The organism is Flavobacterium sp. GT3P67 (assembly GCF_004349155.1).
Lineage (GTDB): Bacteria > Bacteroidota > Bacteroidia > Flavobacteriales > Flavobacteriaceae > Flavobacterium > Flavobacterium ranwuense.
On sequence record NZ_SMLF01000009.1, the window covers coordinates 65759 to 84258 of the forward strand.

General features: G+C 34.3%; 9 protein-coding genes and 1 pseudogene. 7 read left to right on the forward strand and 3 right to left on the reverse strand.

Annotated features, from left to right (window positions below; all coding sequences use genetic code 11):
* Positions 1–17: 17 nt before the first annotated feature.
* Positions 18–338: pseudogene (locus E0H99_RS17470) on the reverse strand (sugar-binding protein); the annotation flags it as partial.
* A gap of 769 nt (positions 339–1107) precedes the next feature.
* Between E0H99_RS17470 and E0H99_RS14070 the strand changes: the two are divergent.
* The gene (locus tag E0H99_RS14070; RefSeq protein WP_131996846.1) at positions 1108–4182 is read left to right on the forward strand and encodes a SusC/RagA family TonB-linked outer membrane protein; all 3075 of its coding nucleotides are present in this window, start codon (positions 1108–1110) and stop codon (positions 4180–4182) included.
* 10 nt (positions 4183–4192) lie between these two features.
* Positions 4193–5890, forward strand: a complete 1698-nt coding sequence (locus tag E0H99_RS14075; RefSeq protein ID WP_131996849.1) for a RagB/SusD family nutrient uptake outer membrane protein — start codon at positions 4193–4195, stop codon at positions 5888–5890.
* 147 nt (positions 5891–6037) lie between these two features.
* Here the strand turns inward: E0H99_RS14075 and E0H99_RS14080 are convergent.
* Both E0H99_RS14080 and E0H99_RS14090 read right to left on the reverse strand, forming a co-directional pair.
* A protein-coding gene (locus E0H99_RS14080) for an IS3 family transposase (protein ID WP_240723489.1) occupies positions 6038–7212 on the reverse strand; the annotation gives its coding sequence in 2 pieces (ribosomal slippage) (positions 6038–6957 and positions 6957–7212; 1176 coding nt in all).
* A 181-nt stretch (positions 7213–7393) separates the two neighbouring features.
* On the reverse strand, positions 7394–8044 hold the full coding sequence (locus E0H99_RS14090; protein WP_131996852.1) for a sugar-binding protein: 651 nt from the start codon (positions 8042–8044) through the stop codon (positions 7394–7396).
* Between the two features lie 945 nt (positions 8045–8989).
* On the opposite strand from E0H99_RS14090, the gene E0H99_RS14095 reads away from it, so the two are divergent.
* The 5 genes from E0H99_RS14095 to E0H99_RS14115 all read left to right on the forward strand — a co-directional run bounded on the left by E0H99_RS14095 (position 8990) and on the right by E0H99_RS14115 (position 17817).
* The gene (locus tag E0H99_RS14095; protein WP_131996855.1) at positions 8990–12319 is read left to right on the forward strand and encodes a SusC/RagA family TonB-linked outer membrane protein; all 3330 of its coding nucleotides are present in this window, start codon (positions 8990–8992) and stop codon (positions 12317–12319) included.
* An 11-nt stretch (positions 12320–12330) separates the two neighbouring features.
* On the forward strand, positions 12331–13902 hold the full coding sequence (locus E0H99_RS14100) for a RagB/SusD family nutrient uptake outer membrane protein (RefSeq protein WP_131996858.1): 1572 nt from the start codon (positions 12331–12333) through the stop codon (positions 13900–13902).
* 29 nt (positions 13903–13931) lie between these two features.
* Positions 13932–14591, forward strand: a complete 660-nt coding sequence (locus E0H99_RS14105) for a fasciclin domain-containing protein (protein ID WP_131996861.1) — start codon at positions 13932–13934, stop codon at positions 14589–14591.
* Between the two features lie 114 nt (positions 14592–14705).
* Complete coding sequence (locus E0H99_RS14110) at positions 14706–15803, forward strand: DUF5007 domain-containing protein (protein WP_131996864.1); 1098 nt, start codon at positions 14706–14708, stop codon at positions 15801–15803.
* A 418-nt stretch (positions 15804–16221) separates the two neighbouring features.
* The gene (locus E0H99_RS14115; RefSeq protein ID WP_165930305.1) at positions 16222–17817 is read left to right on the forward strand and encodes a discoidin domain-containing protein; all 1596 of its coding nucleotides are present in this window, start codon (positions 16222–16224) and stop codon (positions 17815–17817) included.
* Positions 17818–18500: the final 683 nt, after the last annotated feature.

The following is an 18500-nucleotide window of genomic DNA, read 5'->3' on the forward strand; positions in this document are numbered from 1 at the left end:
TACAGTTGATTTAACTACTAAATCATTCTTGGGCTAATCCAATTAAAATCAAAGTTCTTATTGGGATGCGCCATAAAATCCATTATTCGACCAGAAGTATCTATCTCTAAATAATAATACGGATTCAGCGAATTATCAGGTCTAAAAAAGAGTTCGACTCTATCGGAGTTTCCAATACTTTCAATACTGTCATTCTGTTTTTCTATGTGGATTTCGGTGTCCAAAACAGTAAAATTAAAAAACAACTTTTCTCGATACCAAAGTGCTTTAAATGTAATTTCTGATCCTTTTTCAGTACTCCAAGGGGAATAAAAATCAGTCAAAATCATAGCAGTATCCCATAATTTATCATCTTCATTTCAAGAGATATTCAATTGTTTTTTCTCGATTAAATTCACTTCGTATTCTTTTATTTCTGGAGCCATTTTATGTCGTATTTAATAGTTGTATAAAACTGTATTTGAGCAAATTTTTCGAAATATTGTTAAAAGAAATTTCAATGAGAAATTCTTCTCTTTTTCTAGTTTAATTGAAACTCTTAAAAGTATCCATTTAGCGTTAAATTCTAGTCTAAATAGATAAAAAAAAATGGCTTTAATGTGTTTCGAATAATACACAGAACTGTTGAATTTGTAAAAAAAAGACTTAAAAATTTCGAATTCTATATTTTTTAATCAATACTATCCCTTGGCTAAATAAATAAAGCAAAATTTAGGAGGTTTCTATTATTGAAAAACTAAAATTTTAGTACTAAAAAAACGTTTTGTATAATATTTATGTGTTCGAGAACATAAATATCGTGTGTTCGAACACATTTTTTATGTTTTTCCTTGTTTAATAAAAATATAATCTATAGTTTCGTCACATATTAAAAAATAACACCTCTTTTATTAGATCAAAATTTAATGCTTTAAAGATTAAATAAGAGGATAAAAAAAGTATAAATCCAGAAATGTGAATTGAAAAATCAGGGGATGATTTGAATAAAAAACAGATCGATTAAGAAATTACAAATCAGTTTTTTCAGAATCAATTTTTCTCAACCCAAAAGGATACATACAAAACAAACATCAAACAATTAATTATTAACCAAAATCATTTAAGAGTATGAAATTATTAACCCAAAAAAAACCAAGGGATTTAGGGATAAACAATCTGTCCCACAAAGAAATAAAACTAACAATTCTTTCTTTGTTAGCTTTAACTTTTCAAGTTTCCACTGCTTCGACTATAAAAACGGTTACATTATACGATACTAATGTATCACTAGTTCAGAAAATTGTAAAAGGTAAAGTGACTGATGAAAGTGGTGCACCTCTGCCTGGAGCTAATGTACTTATCAAAGGGACTACAGTAGGAGTTCAGACAGATGCTGATGGTAATTTTTCTATTGAAGTATTGGGAAATAGCAACACTTTAGTTGTTTCGTTCATTGGAATGGAAGAACAAGAGGTTGTCATTGGCGTTGGACCGTTAAAAATTATTTTAAAAGAAACAGGTCAAAAATTAAATGAAGTAGTTATTGTAGGGTATAGTACGATTAAAAAAGAAAGTCTTACGGGCTCATTGCAAACGGTTACTAATAAGAAGCTTACAGATGCAACAACTCCTTCTGTCGAAAATTTATTGGCAGGTAAAGCTACGGGGGTTCAAGTAACTTCAGGATCTGGTCAGCCAGGATCTTCAGGAAAAATAATCATTCGAGGAAAAACTACTGTAAACGGGAGTACCGATCCTTTATGGGTAGTTGACGGAGTTATTATAGGAAGCAGCGCCGGAAATATTAATCCTACCGATATTGAAAGTCTGACAGTGCTTAAAGATGCAGCTTCTACTGCTGTGTATGGTTCGCAAGGAGCAAACGGTGTTATCGTTGTTACAACAAAAAGCGGGAAATCTGGAAAAACAACTATTAGTTTTTCTACAAAAATGGCTGCTACGACTTTGAATACAGGTAATTTTGATATTATGAACGGTGCTGAATTGTATGATTTATACGATTCATTTTCGAATAAACAAGATTTTTCAACTGCTTGGTGGTGGAATCCGGAATTAAGAAACAAAAACTTTGACTGGTGGGACAATGCCACAACAACAGGTTTAGCAACAGATCATAACCTGGCAATAAGTGGAGGTACTGAAAATTTTAAAAGCTACGTTTCTTTGGGGGTGTATGATGAAACTGCTGCTATAAAAGGATATGATTTTAACCGATACAATCTGCTCTTAAAATTCAGCTATAAAGTAAATAATTGGTTGACAATAAAACCTCAAATCAATGCTTCACGGAGAGATGTGTTAAATAAGCAACATTCTGTAGGGGCAATGTATGGCAATATGCCTTGGGACAATCCGTATTTAGCAGATGGCACTTTGGTGGGAAATCAACCAAATCCAACATGGGTAAACACAACTGGATCTAACTATTTGTATGATTTACAATGGAATTACGGCGAATCGCAATCTTACGATGTTAGAAGTAATTTTGACTTTGATATAAAACTTACGGATTGGTTAACATTTGCTTCTGTAAATAACTATATCTTTTCACATTCTAATTCTATGTACTATTCAGACCCACGTTCTTCCAGCGGATTAGCCGTAAAAGGTAGAATTGAAGACTACATGAGTTCTTATAATAGAGCGTATACCAACCAACTATTCAAATTCAATAAGTCATACGGAAAGCATGATTTTAATGCTATCGCAGGTTATGAATGGAATGAATTCAACTCTAAAAACACAGAAGGAATTGCTACAGGATTTGCGCCAGGATTTATAGTGGGTGATGTAGCTTCAATTCCTGAAAAAGTGAAAGGAAGCAGAGCACAATGGGCCGTACAATCATTATTGTCGAATGTTAATTATACGTATGATAATAAGTACTTAGCACAAGTTTCTTTAAGACGTGATGGGGCTTCAAATTTTGGAGTTAATTCACAATATGGAAATTTCTTCTCTGTAAGTGGTGGATGGAATATTCATAAAGAGGACTTTTTTAAAGCAGATTATATTACAAATTTAAAACTTAGAGCGAGTTACGGATCTGTTGGAAATAGACCAAACAGCCTTTATCCACATTATGCATTGTATTCTTTAACGACAGGTTACAATGAAAATCCAGGGGCTATTATCTCTCAAATCGCGAATCCTGATTTAAGTTGGGAAAAAACGTATACAACCGGAGTTGGTTTAGATATTTCGTTTTTAAGAAGATTCAACCTTACTTTAGACTATTATGATAAAGATACCTCAGGTTTATTGTACCAAGTTCCTTTACCTGGAGTAATTGGAGTTACCAGTATTTGGAAAAACGTAGGAGCTGTAAGAAACAAAGGTTTCGAAGCGGCACTTAATGTTGAAATTATTAAAAATGAAGATTGGCAATGGTCTGTTGATGCTAATATTGGCGTGAATAGAAACAAAGTTACGAGTCTTTATGGTGAAAGAAAACAAATCATTGTTGGAGATGGGTCTGGTATTGCCGGTTCAGCCTCTAAACTATTGACTCCGGGAAAAGATGTAGATACGTGGTACCTTACGGAATGGGCTGGTGTAGATCCAGAGACCGGAAAACCACAGTGGTTTGAAACCAATGCAGCAGGAGAACGCGTTAAAACCTTCAGTTATAGTGCTGCTTCAAAAACACCGATTGCTATGGGAGCATATACTCCTTCTTTCTTTGGTGGGTTTTCAACGAATTTGAACTATAAGAATTTTGATCTTGCTGCCATGTTCTCTTATTCAGTAGGAGGTGAAATTTATAATTATGCCAGAGCAGAATTTGATTCAGATGGAGCATATACGGATCGTAACCAAATGAATCTGCACAGCGGATGGAGTCGTTGGGAAAAACCGGGAGATATTGCTACGCATCCTCAAGCGAGTTATAACAATAAAAGTAACTCAAACAAAGTATCGTCTCGTTTCTTAGAAACTGGAACATATCTAAAAATGAGAAGCCTTTCTTTAGGATACAACCTAAATGTTGAGCGGTTGAACATTTCTAATCTTAGACTATTTGTAGCCGCAGAAAACGTATTTACCATTTCTCATTTCTCTGGAGTTGATCCTGAGATACCACCAGCAACTGTAAATGGTCAAACTCAAATTACAGGAGTTGCAACATCAGTATATCCACAGACACGCAAATTTGTATTAGGACTTAATCTTACTCTTTAAAAAAAAAATCATGAAAAAGATATTTATATTATTTATTACAATGAGTTTCTTATCCTCTTGTGAGCTAGAGAGAGAACCGTTTAATGCTTACACCGAGGACAAAATCCTTGCAGATAAGGAAGCAGCTGTCGAAGTGCTTTTGAATGGGTGTTATGCACAACTTAAAGGTTGGTCAGATGTTATGCACAGAGTAGGGGAATATCCTGGGGATAATATTATGATACGAGGAACTTCTACGGATGCGTTCTATTCCTTTATTTCGTACCAACACATACCGGATAACGGAAGATTATCTGTTTTTTGGAACAACAGTTATAAAATTATTTCACAATCAAGTGACTTAATAAAAATTATTTCGGAAGGAGAAAATGCGCAAATTGATCAGCAATTGGGGGAAGCCTATTATTTAAGAGGAATGATTTATTTTTATTTATCTCGTACGTACGGCAGACCCTATGCACAATCACCTGAATCTAATTTGGGAGTGCCAATTGTAAATGGAATGCCTGCTGATATAGATAATTTACATCTTCCAGACAGATCCACAATTAAAGATAGTTACCAACAAGCTATAAATGATTTGAAAAAAGCAGAAGCGCTAATGACAGTAAAACGTAGTGCGACTTACGCAACCAGAGAGGCAGCGCAAGCGATGCTATCAAGGGTTTATTTGTATATGAGCGGAACGTACCAAAGTCCAAATCAAGAATATGCTACTCTTTCTATAGATTATGCTAATAAAGTAATTGCGAGCGGTAATTACAATTTGCTAAGCAGAGCTGATTTTATGAAATACAACACCTTTGCTCCTGATGCAGCCGGACAAACCGAAACCATCTTTGCAGTAAAACGTGTGGCTTCAGAGTTCTCTGGTTTTGATCATTATTACGGGATTGGTGGTATGTATGCCAATATTCAAGGACAAGGTTGGGGCGAAATGTATGCCAGTGCCAAATATTTAGATTTACTGCGCAAGGCAGGTAAGAAAAATGATGCTCGTTGGGCATTTATTGAGCCTCAATATGTGACTGATGCAACCAAAAATAAAACAGAAGCATTCCGTTTTATCCATGATTCGTTCAATACTGGCGGAACACAAACGGGATATAACTACTTGCAGCAACCGCTTAAACGCAATACTGACGGTACATTTTACATAGATATTGCAAATGTTAAATACAATCTGACAGAAGTTAATGCTGCTGAGAATAGTTATTCAATTGTCTATAAAGGGAAAACGTATATAGGTGAAAAAGATTATATGATGTTGTTAAACCGCGTATATCCAATGTACTATGTCACTAAATGCTCTTTACAGGATAATGATTCTCATCTGCATTCTCCTACCATTTCAAGATTAGCAGAAATGTATTTGAATATGGCAGAAGCGTATGCTAAAAAAGGAGATTACACAAATGCTCGCATCAATCTGAATATAGTAAGAGAAAGATCAATTCCTAGTGCTGGATATACTTCATTAACTAGTGCCAATGCGATCCAACTTATAGATGAAGAGCGTCAATTAGAATTAGCTTTTGAAGCACATAGAGGGTATGATGTATATAGAAACGGACAAACAATGAGCCGTCGTTATCCTGGACCACATCCTGCGATGGAAGATGTTCCTGCAACAAGCCCTCGCGTGGTACAATACATTCCTCAATCAGAAATAAATGCATACCCGGGAACTTTAACTCAGAACCAATAATAAATGCGTTAGCTAATAATGCCCAAAGACTCTCTTTAGAATTCCTCTTAAATAGTAATTTAAGAGGATTCTTTGGAAGTCATCAAGTAAAAAATCACATAACATTGCTGATGCCGTTGGATATGCAAACAAAAAGTAGAGAAAAAGTTAAGCTACATTTTTGTAATTAGTTAATTTATTAAATTCTTCAATGGTTTTATAGTTCAAAGCAGAGTGCCTTCTTTTTTTATTATACCAAATTTCGATGTATTCAAAAATTTCAAGTTCCATCTGCTCTTTAGAAATTAGTTTATTTCCATAAATTAATTCTGTTTTTAATGATTTGAAAAAACTTTCAGCAACAGCATTATCCCAGCAGTCTCCTTTAGGGCTCATACTTCTTGTGACAGTTTTATAAGAGTCGAGCATATTAGTAAAGTTTATATTGGCGTATTGTATGCCACTGTCGGAATGGAATATCAATTCATCTGTGATTTTTCGATTTTTAACCACCATTTTCCAAGCTGATAATGTAGTTTGTTTAGTACTCAATCCATTGCTTAGACTCCAGCCAATTATTTTTCTGTCGAACAAATCCAAAATAATTGTCAGATATAAAAATCCATCCTTTGTTTGAATATAAGTGATATCTGAAACCCAAGGCTTAGGAAGATTTTTCACTGTAAACTCTCTTTTTAAAATATTTGGAACAATAAAATGATTATGTTTTGAATTGGTTGTTACTTTAAATTTACTACTCAATTTACTGTACAACCCCAATTGTTTCATGTATTTGGCTACTGTTATTCTGGATATTTGATATCCTATATTTTGCAGCTCTAAAGTAATTCTGGGGCTTCCATACCGCTGTTTAGCATTAAAATATATACAAGTTATTGCCTCTTTTATTAAAACCACTCGTTTTTGTCTTTCTGAAACAACCTGTTTTTTCCATTTATAGTAACTGCTATTGCTTACTGCTAAAACTTTGCACATCTTTTCAATCGAATATATTTTTTCATGGTCTTTTATGAAAAGATAAATCATCGACCTCCCTTGGAAAAGATGCTTATTGCCTTTTTTAAGATATCACGTTCTAATTCTGCTTCTTTTAATTTTTTTTCGAGTTCATGAATTTTTTCTTGTTCAGGACTTAATTTTAAATTGCCTTTTCCAGGAAAACGTCCTGTTCCAAATTCTTGATAATCTTGTCTCCATTTATATAGCAATGCAGATGATACTCCAAGTTCTTTTGCTAGTTGTGAGATATTGTCTCTTTCATAACTTAATTGGACTGCTTTCTCTTTGAAAATGAGGTCGTAAGTTTTACGATTTTCTTTCATGGTCTAAAGTTAAGGTTTTGTTCTTAACTGGAACTCCACGCTTAGTTAGCACATCCATATCTGGGAATAATATCTTTAGTGGAACATTTTCTCTTTCATAAAGAAATTCCAGAAATGATTCTTTTACCTATTGACATTGTAAATTCTGAAAATGCGGAGTATTATATTGAATAACACCATTCTATTCTTTTAAAACAAAGACTCCGAAGGAAGAAGCGATGTGGAAATTTGGGGTTTCAGTATTTGGGTTTACCCAAGTGATCCAGTTTGGTTCTAAACATTCATTTTGTGCCTTTATATACTTTGCTCGAAAAACACCGGCTTCTATTGTATTGTTTTTGATTAGATTAAAACTTCTTAGAGATTCGATACTAATGGATCCTTCAACTGTAAAAGAATTAGCATTTATGGATGATTTAACTATTAAATCATTCTTGGGCCAATTCCAATTAAAATCAAAGTCCTTATTGGGATGCGCCATAAAATCCATAACCCTTGGTGAAGGATCAATCTCCAAACAATAATACGGATTTAGCGAAGCATCAGATCTAAAAAAAAGCTCAACTCTATCAGAATTATTAATACTTTCAATACTATCATCCTGCTTTTCTATATGAATTTCGGTATCAAAAACAGTAAAATTAAAAAATAATTTTTCTCGATCCCAAAGTGCTTTAAATATAATTTCTGATCCATCTTCAGTACTCCACGGAGAAATAAAATCATCTAAAATAATAGCATTATCCCATAATTTATCATCTCCATTTCCGGAAATATTCAGCTGATTTTTATCTATTAAATTTACCTCATAGGTATTCACTTCTTGTTTCATATCACTTTAGTATTAACTTTTTTTAGTACTCAAATATCAATATTACATCCTCTTTTCGAATGAAATTTATTTAAAGCTCACAGCTATTTATACAGTACAATAGGTCTTGATTCAATATCTAAAAACTGCCTGAAATTTTAGCCAAATATAATTAAAAACTATTGAGAAGTGCAAAGTTTTAAGAATCTTAAAATAGCTTTTAAAAAAAGGGATTTGTCGCCTTAAATAATAGCAATGCTTAATTCATTTCTCAAGAAATTACATCGAATTAGAATGAAATAAAAATAAGATTTATGCGACCCGGTTTTATTTTAAAATAAAACTAAACTAATTCAGTATCAATGTAAAAGATGTTGTTTATATTTTACTTCTTTGAGCATCCCTTAATTAAAGACATTAATTAAACAGGCGTTGTGCTAAGTGTTATTATTACGGAAAGGGCAAAAAATTATAAAAAAAAATGTTTTTTATGTTTTTTTTGTGCTCGAGAACAAAATTATTATGTGTTCGAGCACATTTTTCATGCATTTTATTGTTTTGTAATAAAAAAAAATATACTTTCGGCATAATTAAGAGTTTAATCAATAGATTTCAATCTTAAAAATATTGCTTTTTGATTATTTTAATTAGAAAAATTCTGAAAAAGAATGGATTATTTTATAAAGACAAATAGTCCTAAAAAAGGAAGTGAAATAGAAAAGTGATTGACCTTTTTTTATAATACTATCTAATTGTTTTTCGAAAAAAAAACAGCAACTAATTAAATTTTGCTTTAGTTGGATTTTAGAAAAAAGAGAATGTTAAAGCATGTAAAATATAACGAGTAAAAGAACTCATGAATTCATGTCTTTTGAAAATGAGCAACAGTAGTATGGATTTACATTAATCATAAAAGAACCAAACATTAGATAACAACTTTTATTAACCATTAACCAAACCAAATTTATGAAAAGAAAGTTACACTCGGAAGAGTCCGAGAAGTTTACAAGGCAAAAAAAAATAATTCCTTGGACAACAAAAAAAGCGGCATTTTTATGTCTTATATTTTTTAACCTCACTGCCTTCGCAAACAATGAAAATTTTTCTCTTAACCACGGAAAAGACATCATAAAAAGAGGTTTTGAGAGCATAAAAGTAGTACAAGACATCACCATTACCGGAAAAGTAACGGGAGAATTAGGGGAAAACCTTGCTGGAGCTTCTGTTAAAATAAAAGGATCAACAAAGGCGGTGTCTACAGGACAAGATGGAAGCTTTTCCATCGTAGCTAAAGATACGGATGTTTTGGTCGTTTCCTTTATTGGATATGTCACTAAAGAAATTACGGTAGACAACCAAAAAGAAATCAAAATTAGACTTAAACCAGAACAAAACGAATTAAGTGACATTGTGGTTATTGGATATCAAAAGGCGCATAAAAAAAATGTGAATGCTGCAGTTACCACTATAAGTAGTAAACAATTAGAATCGATACCCGTATTAAGTGTATCTGCTTTGATAGCCAGTTTATCCACAGGGGTCCAGACTCCTAGTCAAAGTGGAGCTCCCGGAGGAAGAGGTTCTGTTGTTATTCGTGGTAACTCGAATATGTCAGGAAGTGTTGATGGTACAGGATATAGCAATCCGCTATATGTGATTGATGGAGTGCAAACTTCCTTGGAAGATTTAGCAGGATACAACACCTCTAATACAGACTTTTTGGCTTCATTGAATCCAAATGACATTGAAAGTATCGATTTACTCAAAGACGCCTCTGCTGCTGCCATTTATGGATCTCGTGGTGCTAATGGGGTAATTATTATTACGACCAAAAAAGGTACTGCTTTAGACAAGCCAGAATTTAATTTTTCGATGAATACGGGTATTTCGCCAATTCCTCAATTGGTTCCTATGTTAGTAGGCTCAGCAGAAAGAAATGCTAAAATGGGTATGATTGACAAATGGTGGAAAACACAATATGCACAAGGTACTCAAGTACCGATGGTGCTATCTGACAGTTTGAATCCTGCATTCAATAACAATGTGGATTATCAAGGGATGTTTTATAGAACAGGACTTACTCAAAAATACAATTTAAGTGTGAGAGGTGGATCTGAAACTTCAAATTACAGAGTGTCATTAGGATATGATAACGCAGAAGGAGTAATTCAAAACTCTGGATTTAAGCGCTATACTTTGGCCACGAATTTAAATTCAAAAGTTGGAAAAAGTTTTGAAAACCAACTTCGAATAAGTTTAACTTTTACGGACAATCAAACAGGGCAAGGGAATCCAGATCAAGGTAATTTTCAATTTAACACTACTTTACCAACGGATCCAGCCAGCTTAAACTCCTCTTTGTTTTATATTTCGGATGAAAAAAAGCAATCATTCAGGGGAGAATTGAACGAGAAATTGAATACTGATGAAGCTATTCTAACTACGATTTCGAACTTTTCCAGGTTTAATCTCTATGATGGACTTACATTCAATACCCAATTTAATTTTGTGTACAGTACCGAAAAGAAAAACTATTACGAACCTTCAACGCTTCGTGAGGAAGGAGATGGTTTAGCCAGTTATGCTTTATATACTCGTAAAAATTTATCGTCGGATATTTATTTAAGTTATTATAAAACGGTTAAGGATCACACTTTTACCGGTATTTTGGGTACTAAAACAGATTATAACAAATACGAAGACATGGGTCTTTGGGCTCAAGGTTTTGGTAGTGATGCTATCCAAGTAATCAATGATCGATATACTAAAGGAGAGATGTATGGTTATACGAGTATAGAATCCAACGCATTGCTGTCTTATTTTGGACGCTTCGGTTACCGATTCAAAGAGCGTTATATGATTGATGGTAGTTATAGTATTGATGGATCTTCCCGTTTTGGTAAAGATGTACGTTGGGCAAAATTCCCATCCGTATCTGTGGGTTGGATATTTTCTGATGAGCCTTTCATCAAACGCAATACTTCAAATATTTTAAGTTATGGTAAGCTAAGAGCCAGTTATGGTGTAAACGGGAAACAATTTGACGCCAACTTTTTAAGATATGGGTCTTATGACCTAGGATACGGAGGAAATCCATTATGGTCAAACACAATGAATGTTTCTACTTATGGAGGAGTGACAGGGGTTGTACCTAATTATAATGCCATTGGAAATTCAAAACTGTCTTGGGAAAATTCAAAACAATGGAACATAGGGGTAGATTTGGATTTGTTTGACAATAGAGTAAACGTAACTTTTGATGCGTATAACAAAAAAACAGATAAATTATTTTTTGATGTACTCTTCCCTGCTTATTCAGGTTATAATAAAGCTAAAGCGAATGTTGCCGGGGTAATGAACTACGGATGGGAAACCATGATTAAATGGCAGGTTTTTCCAAGAGCGAATGATTGGAATCTGGAGTTAACAGCTGGTTTTAGCCAAAACAAAAATTTTGTGACCAAACTTCCTAATGGAAACAGAGATTTCTATGGAGTAGATGTCAATGGCAGAGGTTTTGGATATGTTGTTGGCTTACCGCTTAACCTTCCAGTGTTATTCAGAAACGAATATATATTGGATAACATGAGTCAATTGCCGGTGAACCCTTATACAGGACAACCGCTTCATGGTAAAGGCGCTTGGGCAGCAATAGCCCCAGGTTTTCCTATCTGGAAAGATTATAACGGAGATTATCTTCTATCAGATGAGGACGGACTAAAAGATAATATATTAGACACTAAATTTAAACCTACGCCGGATATTATAGGTTCGTTTAATGTGAACTTAAAATACAAAGGATGGTATTTGCAAGCCTATAGTCAATTCTCATTTGGATCTGATATTATGAATACGGTTCTACAGGGTTATATGGATCGATACGATAGAGGAGATACAGAATGGGCTCAAAAAGGTTTAGCTGATTTAAGCAACCTGACTTTCTGGCAACAACCGGGTGATGGTGCTGCTGGAGTACGTTTCCCGGCACTGTATCCTTCGGTCAATGGTTTACCGCCTTATTATAGATTTAGAGATGGTCAATCTTTATGGATGGAGAGCGGTGATTTTTGGAAAATTTCCAATGCTTCCTTAGGATACACGTTTGATAAAGGTCCTATTTTAGAAAAATTAAATTTATCACGTGTTCGTATTTACGGCTCTGTATTAAATCCGTACCAATGGCAACGATCTAAAACGGTTACAGATGCTTCTCAGGTAGATGAACACGGATATACGTATGGTAATGGGTATCCGCAAGCAAAAACGGTTTCTTTTGGATTGGATGTTAAATTTTAAATGAATTGAAAATGAAAAAAAATATAAAAATTAAAGTAAGCGTCCTGGTTTTGGGTTTGTTCAGCATGATAGGCTGTTCGGACATATTAGACCAAGAACCTTTAAGTATTACAACTCCGGATAACTTTTGGGTTTCTCAACCCAATGCGGAATCGGCCGTTGCCGGCTGTTACGGATTGTTGAAAAATACGCTAACGGATAATTCCGCCTTTCTTTATTGGGGAGAGTTTACCGGCATGACCTTTATGAATAGTAACAACTGGATTTCGAATTATATTGAAGGAAGTGGAAATTATGTATTGGCCTATAGAGACAATACCCGCAACTGGAAAGGTTTTTACAGAGCTGCTAACTGGGCTCTTGCTATTGAAAAACATGTAAGCAAAATGCCAGACAGTAAATTTAAATCGGTAGCCGAAAAAAATAGGATTATTGGTGAGGCTGCATTCATCAGATCGCTGTCGTATTTTTATATGGCACGTATTTGGGGTGATGTGCCTATTATTGATGAGGTTATTGAGTCTTCAGATCAGCTAATAGGAGGTGATGGTTATATCGTTACAAAAGCGAGAGAAGAGGAGAAGAAAGTTTTGGATTATTCTCTGGCAGCGGCCAACAAAGCCATCAGTCTATTGCAATATTCATCACCTGGAAATCCTAAATGGGCCATTACAGCCAATAGAGGAAGTGCTGAGGCCTTGAAAGCGCACATCGCCTTATGGTATGCCAGCAGGGATAATAATAATCCACAAATGATTGCTCAGGCTGTTGCTGCAGCCACTTCGGTAATCAACAATAGTAACGCATCACTTATTGATTATACTACTAATCTTGTTGTAGACCCTATCACAGGTACTGCTACAAATAAAGATTTTGATGAAATGTGTATCGGACAATCGAAAACGAGTCTTTTTGAAATCAATATCAGTTCTGAGATGAATGAATCTTTCAGAGTATCTAGTGATGATAACACGCATACGGGATTAACATTAAATTATCCTGTTTTTAAAGAAGCAAACTATGACAAATCGCCCTATATCGATCCTGAATTTTATGGGTCTAAGATGATGGATAGTGACTCTGACAGAGACAATGATGTGCGTAAAGATTTATTTTTCTCTGATTATAATAGATCAGATGAATCCTATCTTACAAAATATTCGCATCGATCAAAAGATCCAAGTGCGACGGATACCTATGCTAATTTTTCGGAATCCAATATTTTGATTTTCAGATTGGCTGATATTTATCTTCTTAGAGCCGAAGCCAATATGAAATTGAATAATCCTTCAGCGGCTGTTGCTGATATCAATATAATCAGAAGTAAAGCTAATGTTCCTAATTATACCGGAGCTACAGATAGAGCGTCGCTTACTAAAACTATTTTTGACGAACGTGCCATTGAGTTGGTAGGAGAAGCGCAATCAGGATTTGACAGGATCAGAATGAATTATTATACAGGAGTAAATTGGACGAATCCGGCCAGAACCGCCAAGGAAGGCTATTTTTGGCCTGTTGATCCTTCAATTATCTCCATTAATTCAGCAATTATCCAGACCGATTACTGGAAAGGAAGATTGTAAATTATTTAATAACCTAATAAGGATAAAACATGAAAAATATAGTAATACTAATAATCATTCTATTTGGCTTTTATTCATGCTCCAACGACGATTACCTTGTTGATGGGGGTGTAGCCGATCAAAATGTAAAAATGAGTACGTATGACTTTTTAAAGTCTAATAAACAACTAGACACTTTGGCGCTATTGATTCAAAGGGCAAATATGATTGATGTGGTGAATACCAAATCAACAACTTTTTTTGCCCCGAATAATCTTTCGATCAAAAATTATGTCAAAGCAATTTTGGCCAAAAAACTAAAATTAGACCCAACGGCAACCTTTACGGTAAATGATATTCCGGTAGCGGAATTAAAAGTTATGTTGGGAAATTATATTTTCGACCAAACTTTAGATCGTAGTAAACTGGTAAAAGTAGGAAAAGTGTATACTACCCATAGTGGGGAGGAAAGATTGCTTTCACTGGAACCTGTTGAGCAGTATACCGGACAACTGGATAATTTTCCGGAATATGTGTATTACACTTTTAAAGTGGGTGCGACTTGGGATCCTACTGATGCAATTTCTAATGACGTGAAAGAGGCTGACAAGAAAACAGTGGTTAGAACCTCCAATTTACTTTCTACCAATGGGGTCATCCACGTGCTTCAAGGGAACCATATTTTTTCAAATTATATACCAACTCCATAAATTGAAATTGTAAGTTAATCTAATAACCGATAAAGAATATGAAATAGACCGGATTGAAATTATTTTCTCATGGTTTATTTCATATAATCTTTAAAAAATATAAAAAAATTACATATGAAAAAGATAATCTGTTTTTTAATGATTACTGCATTTATATCATCATGTGAGCAGCCCGAAGTGGGCTACATCAGTGATAATATACATGCGTTGCAAGATACGATAACCGTTCCGCGTGGCGTGTTTATGTCTTCAGTGCCTCCTGCTGTCGAAGGATCTACCTATCCGATAGAATGGAAGATCACCGGTATTACGGATAAAGATGGGAAACCAACCACTGAATTGCAAGAGGAACACGAGATTTTAATTTGGAAAAAGTCTTTTGATCCTACTACGGATACTACGCTGGAATTGGCTATGAAAAAATTGGAGCTTTCGAAAAGAGCCTCCATTTTGATGAATCCCGTGAGTGGGGAGTTTATATTTACTCAAGCAACTAAATTTGTTGTAAAAAATAATTTTAATATCAATATTAGTGCTAAAAACGTCCGTGGAGAACGTCAACTAGATAAATTCACACACGTAAAACTGGGGCCATTTAATGCGGTTGAATTCCCTAATGCTACCCGTGTTCAGACACAATTTGTAAATCAAACTACCGGAGCTTTAACTGGTGCCTTAGATTATCAAGTTGTAAATCAATTTGATCCCAAAATTCCAAATGTTCTGAATGGAACGGACAAATATTTTTCCGTTAAGAAGGTAAGTGATGAACCAAAATTAGGGATAAAAGTAAAAATGATTGTTGCAGATAGTAAAAATACTCCCATAGCTCCTTCCAAAGTTATCTTTTTTGTCAACGGAGGTGCTACTTTAGCTAATTTCCACGACAATACGATTACGCCTGAAATAAGTGCAAACGGAACCACATTTGCGCTTCCGGCTCCACCGTTTCCACAATATTCCAGGACGTATAGAGATCCAAACGATCTTAATAGATTTCTAATGTATTATTTAACTACAAATGATGCCTATACTTTTGATAGAGCTGCTTTTGAAGCGGAAAAAGGTGTGAAACCAGATTCATTTTATGCACCTTTTAAGGATGCCAATGGAAATATCGTTGTCAGAGGTTATATCAGATGGGCTATTAAAATTAATGATTCCGGTACGTATGAACTTACGATGAGAAATCCTTATACAATTAAGAAATAGTCTTATTCTAAAATAATATTTTTTTTTGTTAGTTGAAAAGGTGTCATCACATTTATTTATGATGGTGCCTTTTTTAATATGAGTTATTGATTAGGTTTGAAGTAGTGTGTTTGTCATACCTTAAAATTAGCTGATAAACCAAGCAAGTTTACTAGTTCAAAATGGAAAATATAATAATTAACCTGTATAATAGGCTTAATTCATTTACTGCAAGGATTACGTCTCCTTTTTGAAATCCATATTACGAAACCCAAAAAACATATATAACTAAATCAATCATTAAATCACATTCAATTGAAAATTGCAAATGAAAAGAACATAAATTATCGCATGCAAATGATTGAGAATTTATAGATCAGCAGTTTTTTAACAAAAAATGATTGAATCGCTATTACTAACTATAAATAAACCAAAAACTATGAAAAAACAATTCATCCTATTCCTCTCGCTGATTTCCATAATCACATTTCAGTCCTGCTCCAATGATGGCCCTGATCCAGCACCAACACCGGTATCAGAGTTTAATTATACGAGCGACAAAACGCATAGCCTGAACGTTGTTTATTTTATTCCTAATGACGTAACGGCACCAGCAGATTACCATCGCCGTTTAAGCGAGATTCTCTTAAATGTGCAAGATTTTTATGGAAAAGAAATGGAGCGTAATGGATATGGATATAAAACTTTTGGTTTATTAAAAGATGAAGTCAAAAAAAGAATTAAATTGATTGTAATAACAGGAAGCAAAGGAAAATCTGCTTACCCATATGACGGGGGAGCTAGTGCAATTAAACTGGATATCGAAAATTACAAAGCCTCACATTCAACAGAATTTACAGGTGATCATTATTTAGTTATTACAGCTGCAACAACTTATGATGCCAATGGAGAACCGGGCGGAGTTCCTTTTTATGGAACGGGTAAGTATTGCTATGCACTGGATTATGCCGATCAGGACATCAAATATTTAGGAGCTGGAGGAACTTTGGGTATAAGAGCTACCAAATGGATTGGCGGTATGGTGCACGAACTGGGACACGGATTGAATCTGCCGCACAACCGTCAGAAATATTCGTCGGATAGTTCATTGGGGATGGCATTAATGTGGGCCGGTAACAGTACTTGGGGTATTTCAAAAACGTTTTTAACCGCTGCTGATTGCGCGGTGCTGAATACAAACCAAATTTTTAATACCGGCAACAATAATAATTATGATGCTGTTACTGCCTCTATCAAGGAAATACAAGCGAGCTATGATGCCACTAAAGCAGCAATTATAGTTACAGGAAAATACAGCAGTACTTCTCTGGTTAAAGATATATTGTATTTCAATGATCCAAATGTAAATAACGAAGGTACGGGTGTCAACAGAGATTATAATGCCATTACATGGACTTCTAAGTCTGTTAGTACTGATGGATTTGCTGTAGAAATACCTATAGCTGATCTGGAATTCAAAGCAGATAATATTGCTTATGAGTTAAAAGTGAAATTGGTACATCAAAATGGTAGTGTAACGGAGACAATCTATTCCTATACCTTTTTGTCCGGTAAACCGGTACTGAACTTTACCACTCGTAACGAAATAGCTAAGACAGGATGGAGCGTTGTTTCTTTCAGTTCTCAAGAAACCTCTGGCGAAGCAACTCCAAATGGACTGGCTGCGATTTTAATTGACGGGAATGCAGCTACTTATTGGCATTCGCAATGGACAGGTACTGGAGCAATTTATCCGCATCAATTTGTAATTGATATGGGGAGTTCTAAAACAGCCAATGGATTAAGTATTACACAAAGATCTGGTTTACAACGTGCCATAAAAAATGCGGAACTTTTTACCAGCACTGATGGAATCAACTTCACCTCTGCCGGACCTTATACGTTTGCCAACTCAAATGGTCCACAGTATTTTGATTTCGCTGCGCCAAAAACGTTTCGCTATTTTAAAATCGTAGGTAGCACTGCCTGGGATGGTTTGCAATTTGCTTCCCTAGCCGAAATAGGAATGTATTAATCAAGCTATATTGAAAAATGTAGTCTCTTTTTAGTTGTGTGGATGTAATTTTATATATCTAATAGCGGACTTTTGCTTCTTGCAGAAATACCAATTTATTAAAAAGCTCGAACAGTACTGTTCGAGCTTTTTATATGTATCTTATACATGTTATGGAACAAATTCGATTAAAAAAAATACTAATTGATTGCTTTGAAAGGTACCGCAGCCATTTATTATTTGCACTTTTAATACTTGATATTGAATTGGTATTATTAGGTAATTCAAAATAAAATTCAGCACATTTTTTCAATAATCAACTAAAGCTCAAAATGAAATAAATTACGAGTTTAAAACACATTCATCAAATCTATTTCTAGCTCAAAAAGAATATTTAATTCCTTTATTATTAACTTGAATGATTCTTCTTACGAGCTGTTTTCCTCTCCCAATCATTGCAAATAGTGTTAAAAAAAAATACTGATTAGACGAGTGCTACCGTCAATTATCATTTTATGAATACAGCATCATTTTAAATATAAAAAAACATATAAAATATTTTTTCATTGCTCAATAATACAAATATTGTGTGTTCGAGCACATTTCTTGCTGTTTTGCTTGTTTTATAAAAATATAATCTATAATTTCGTCATAAATAAAAAAATAATACTTCTTTTTTTGGTTCAAAATTTGATGCTTTTGAA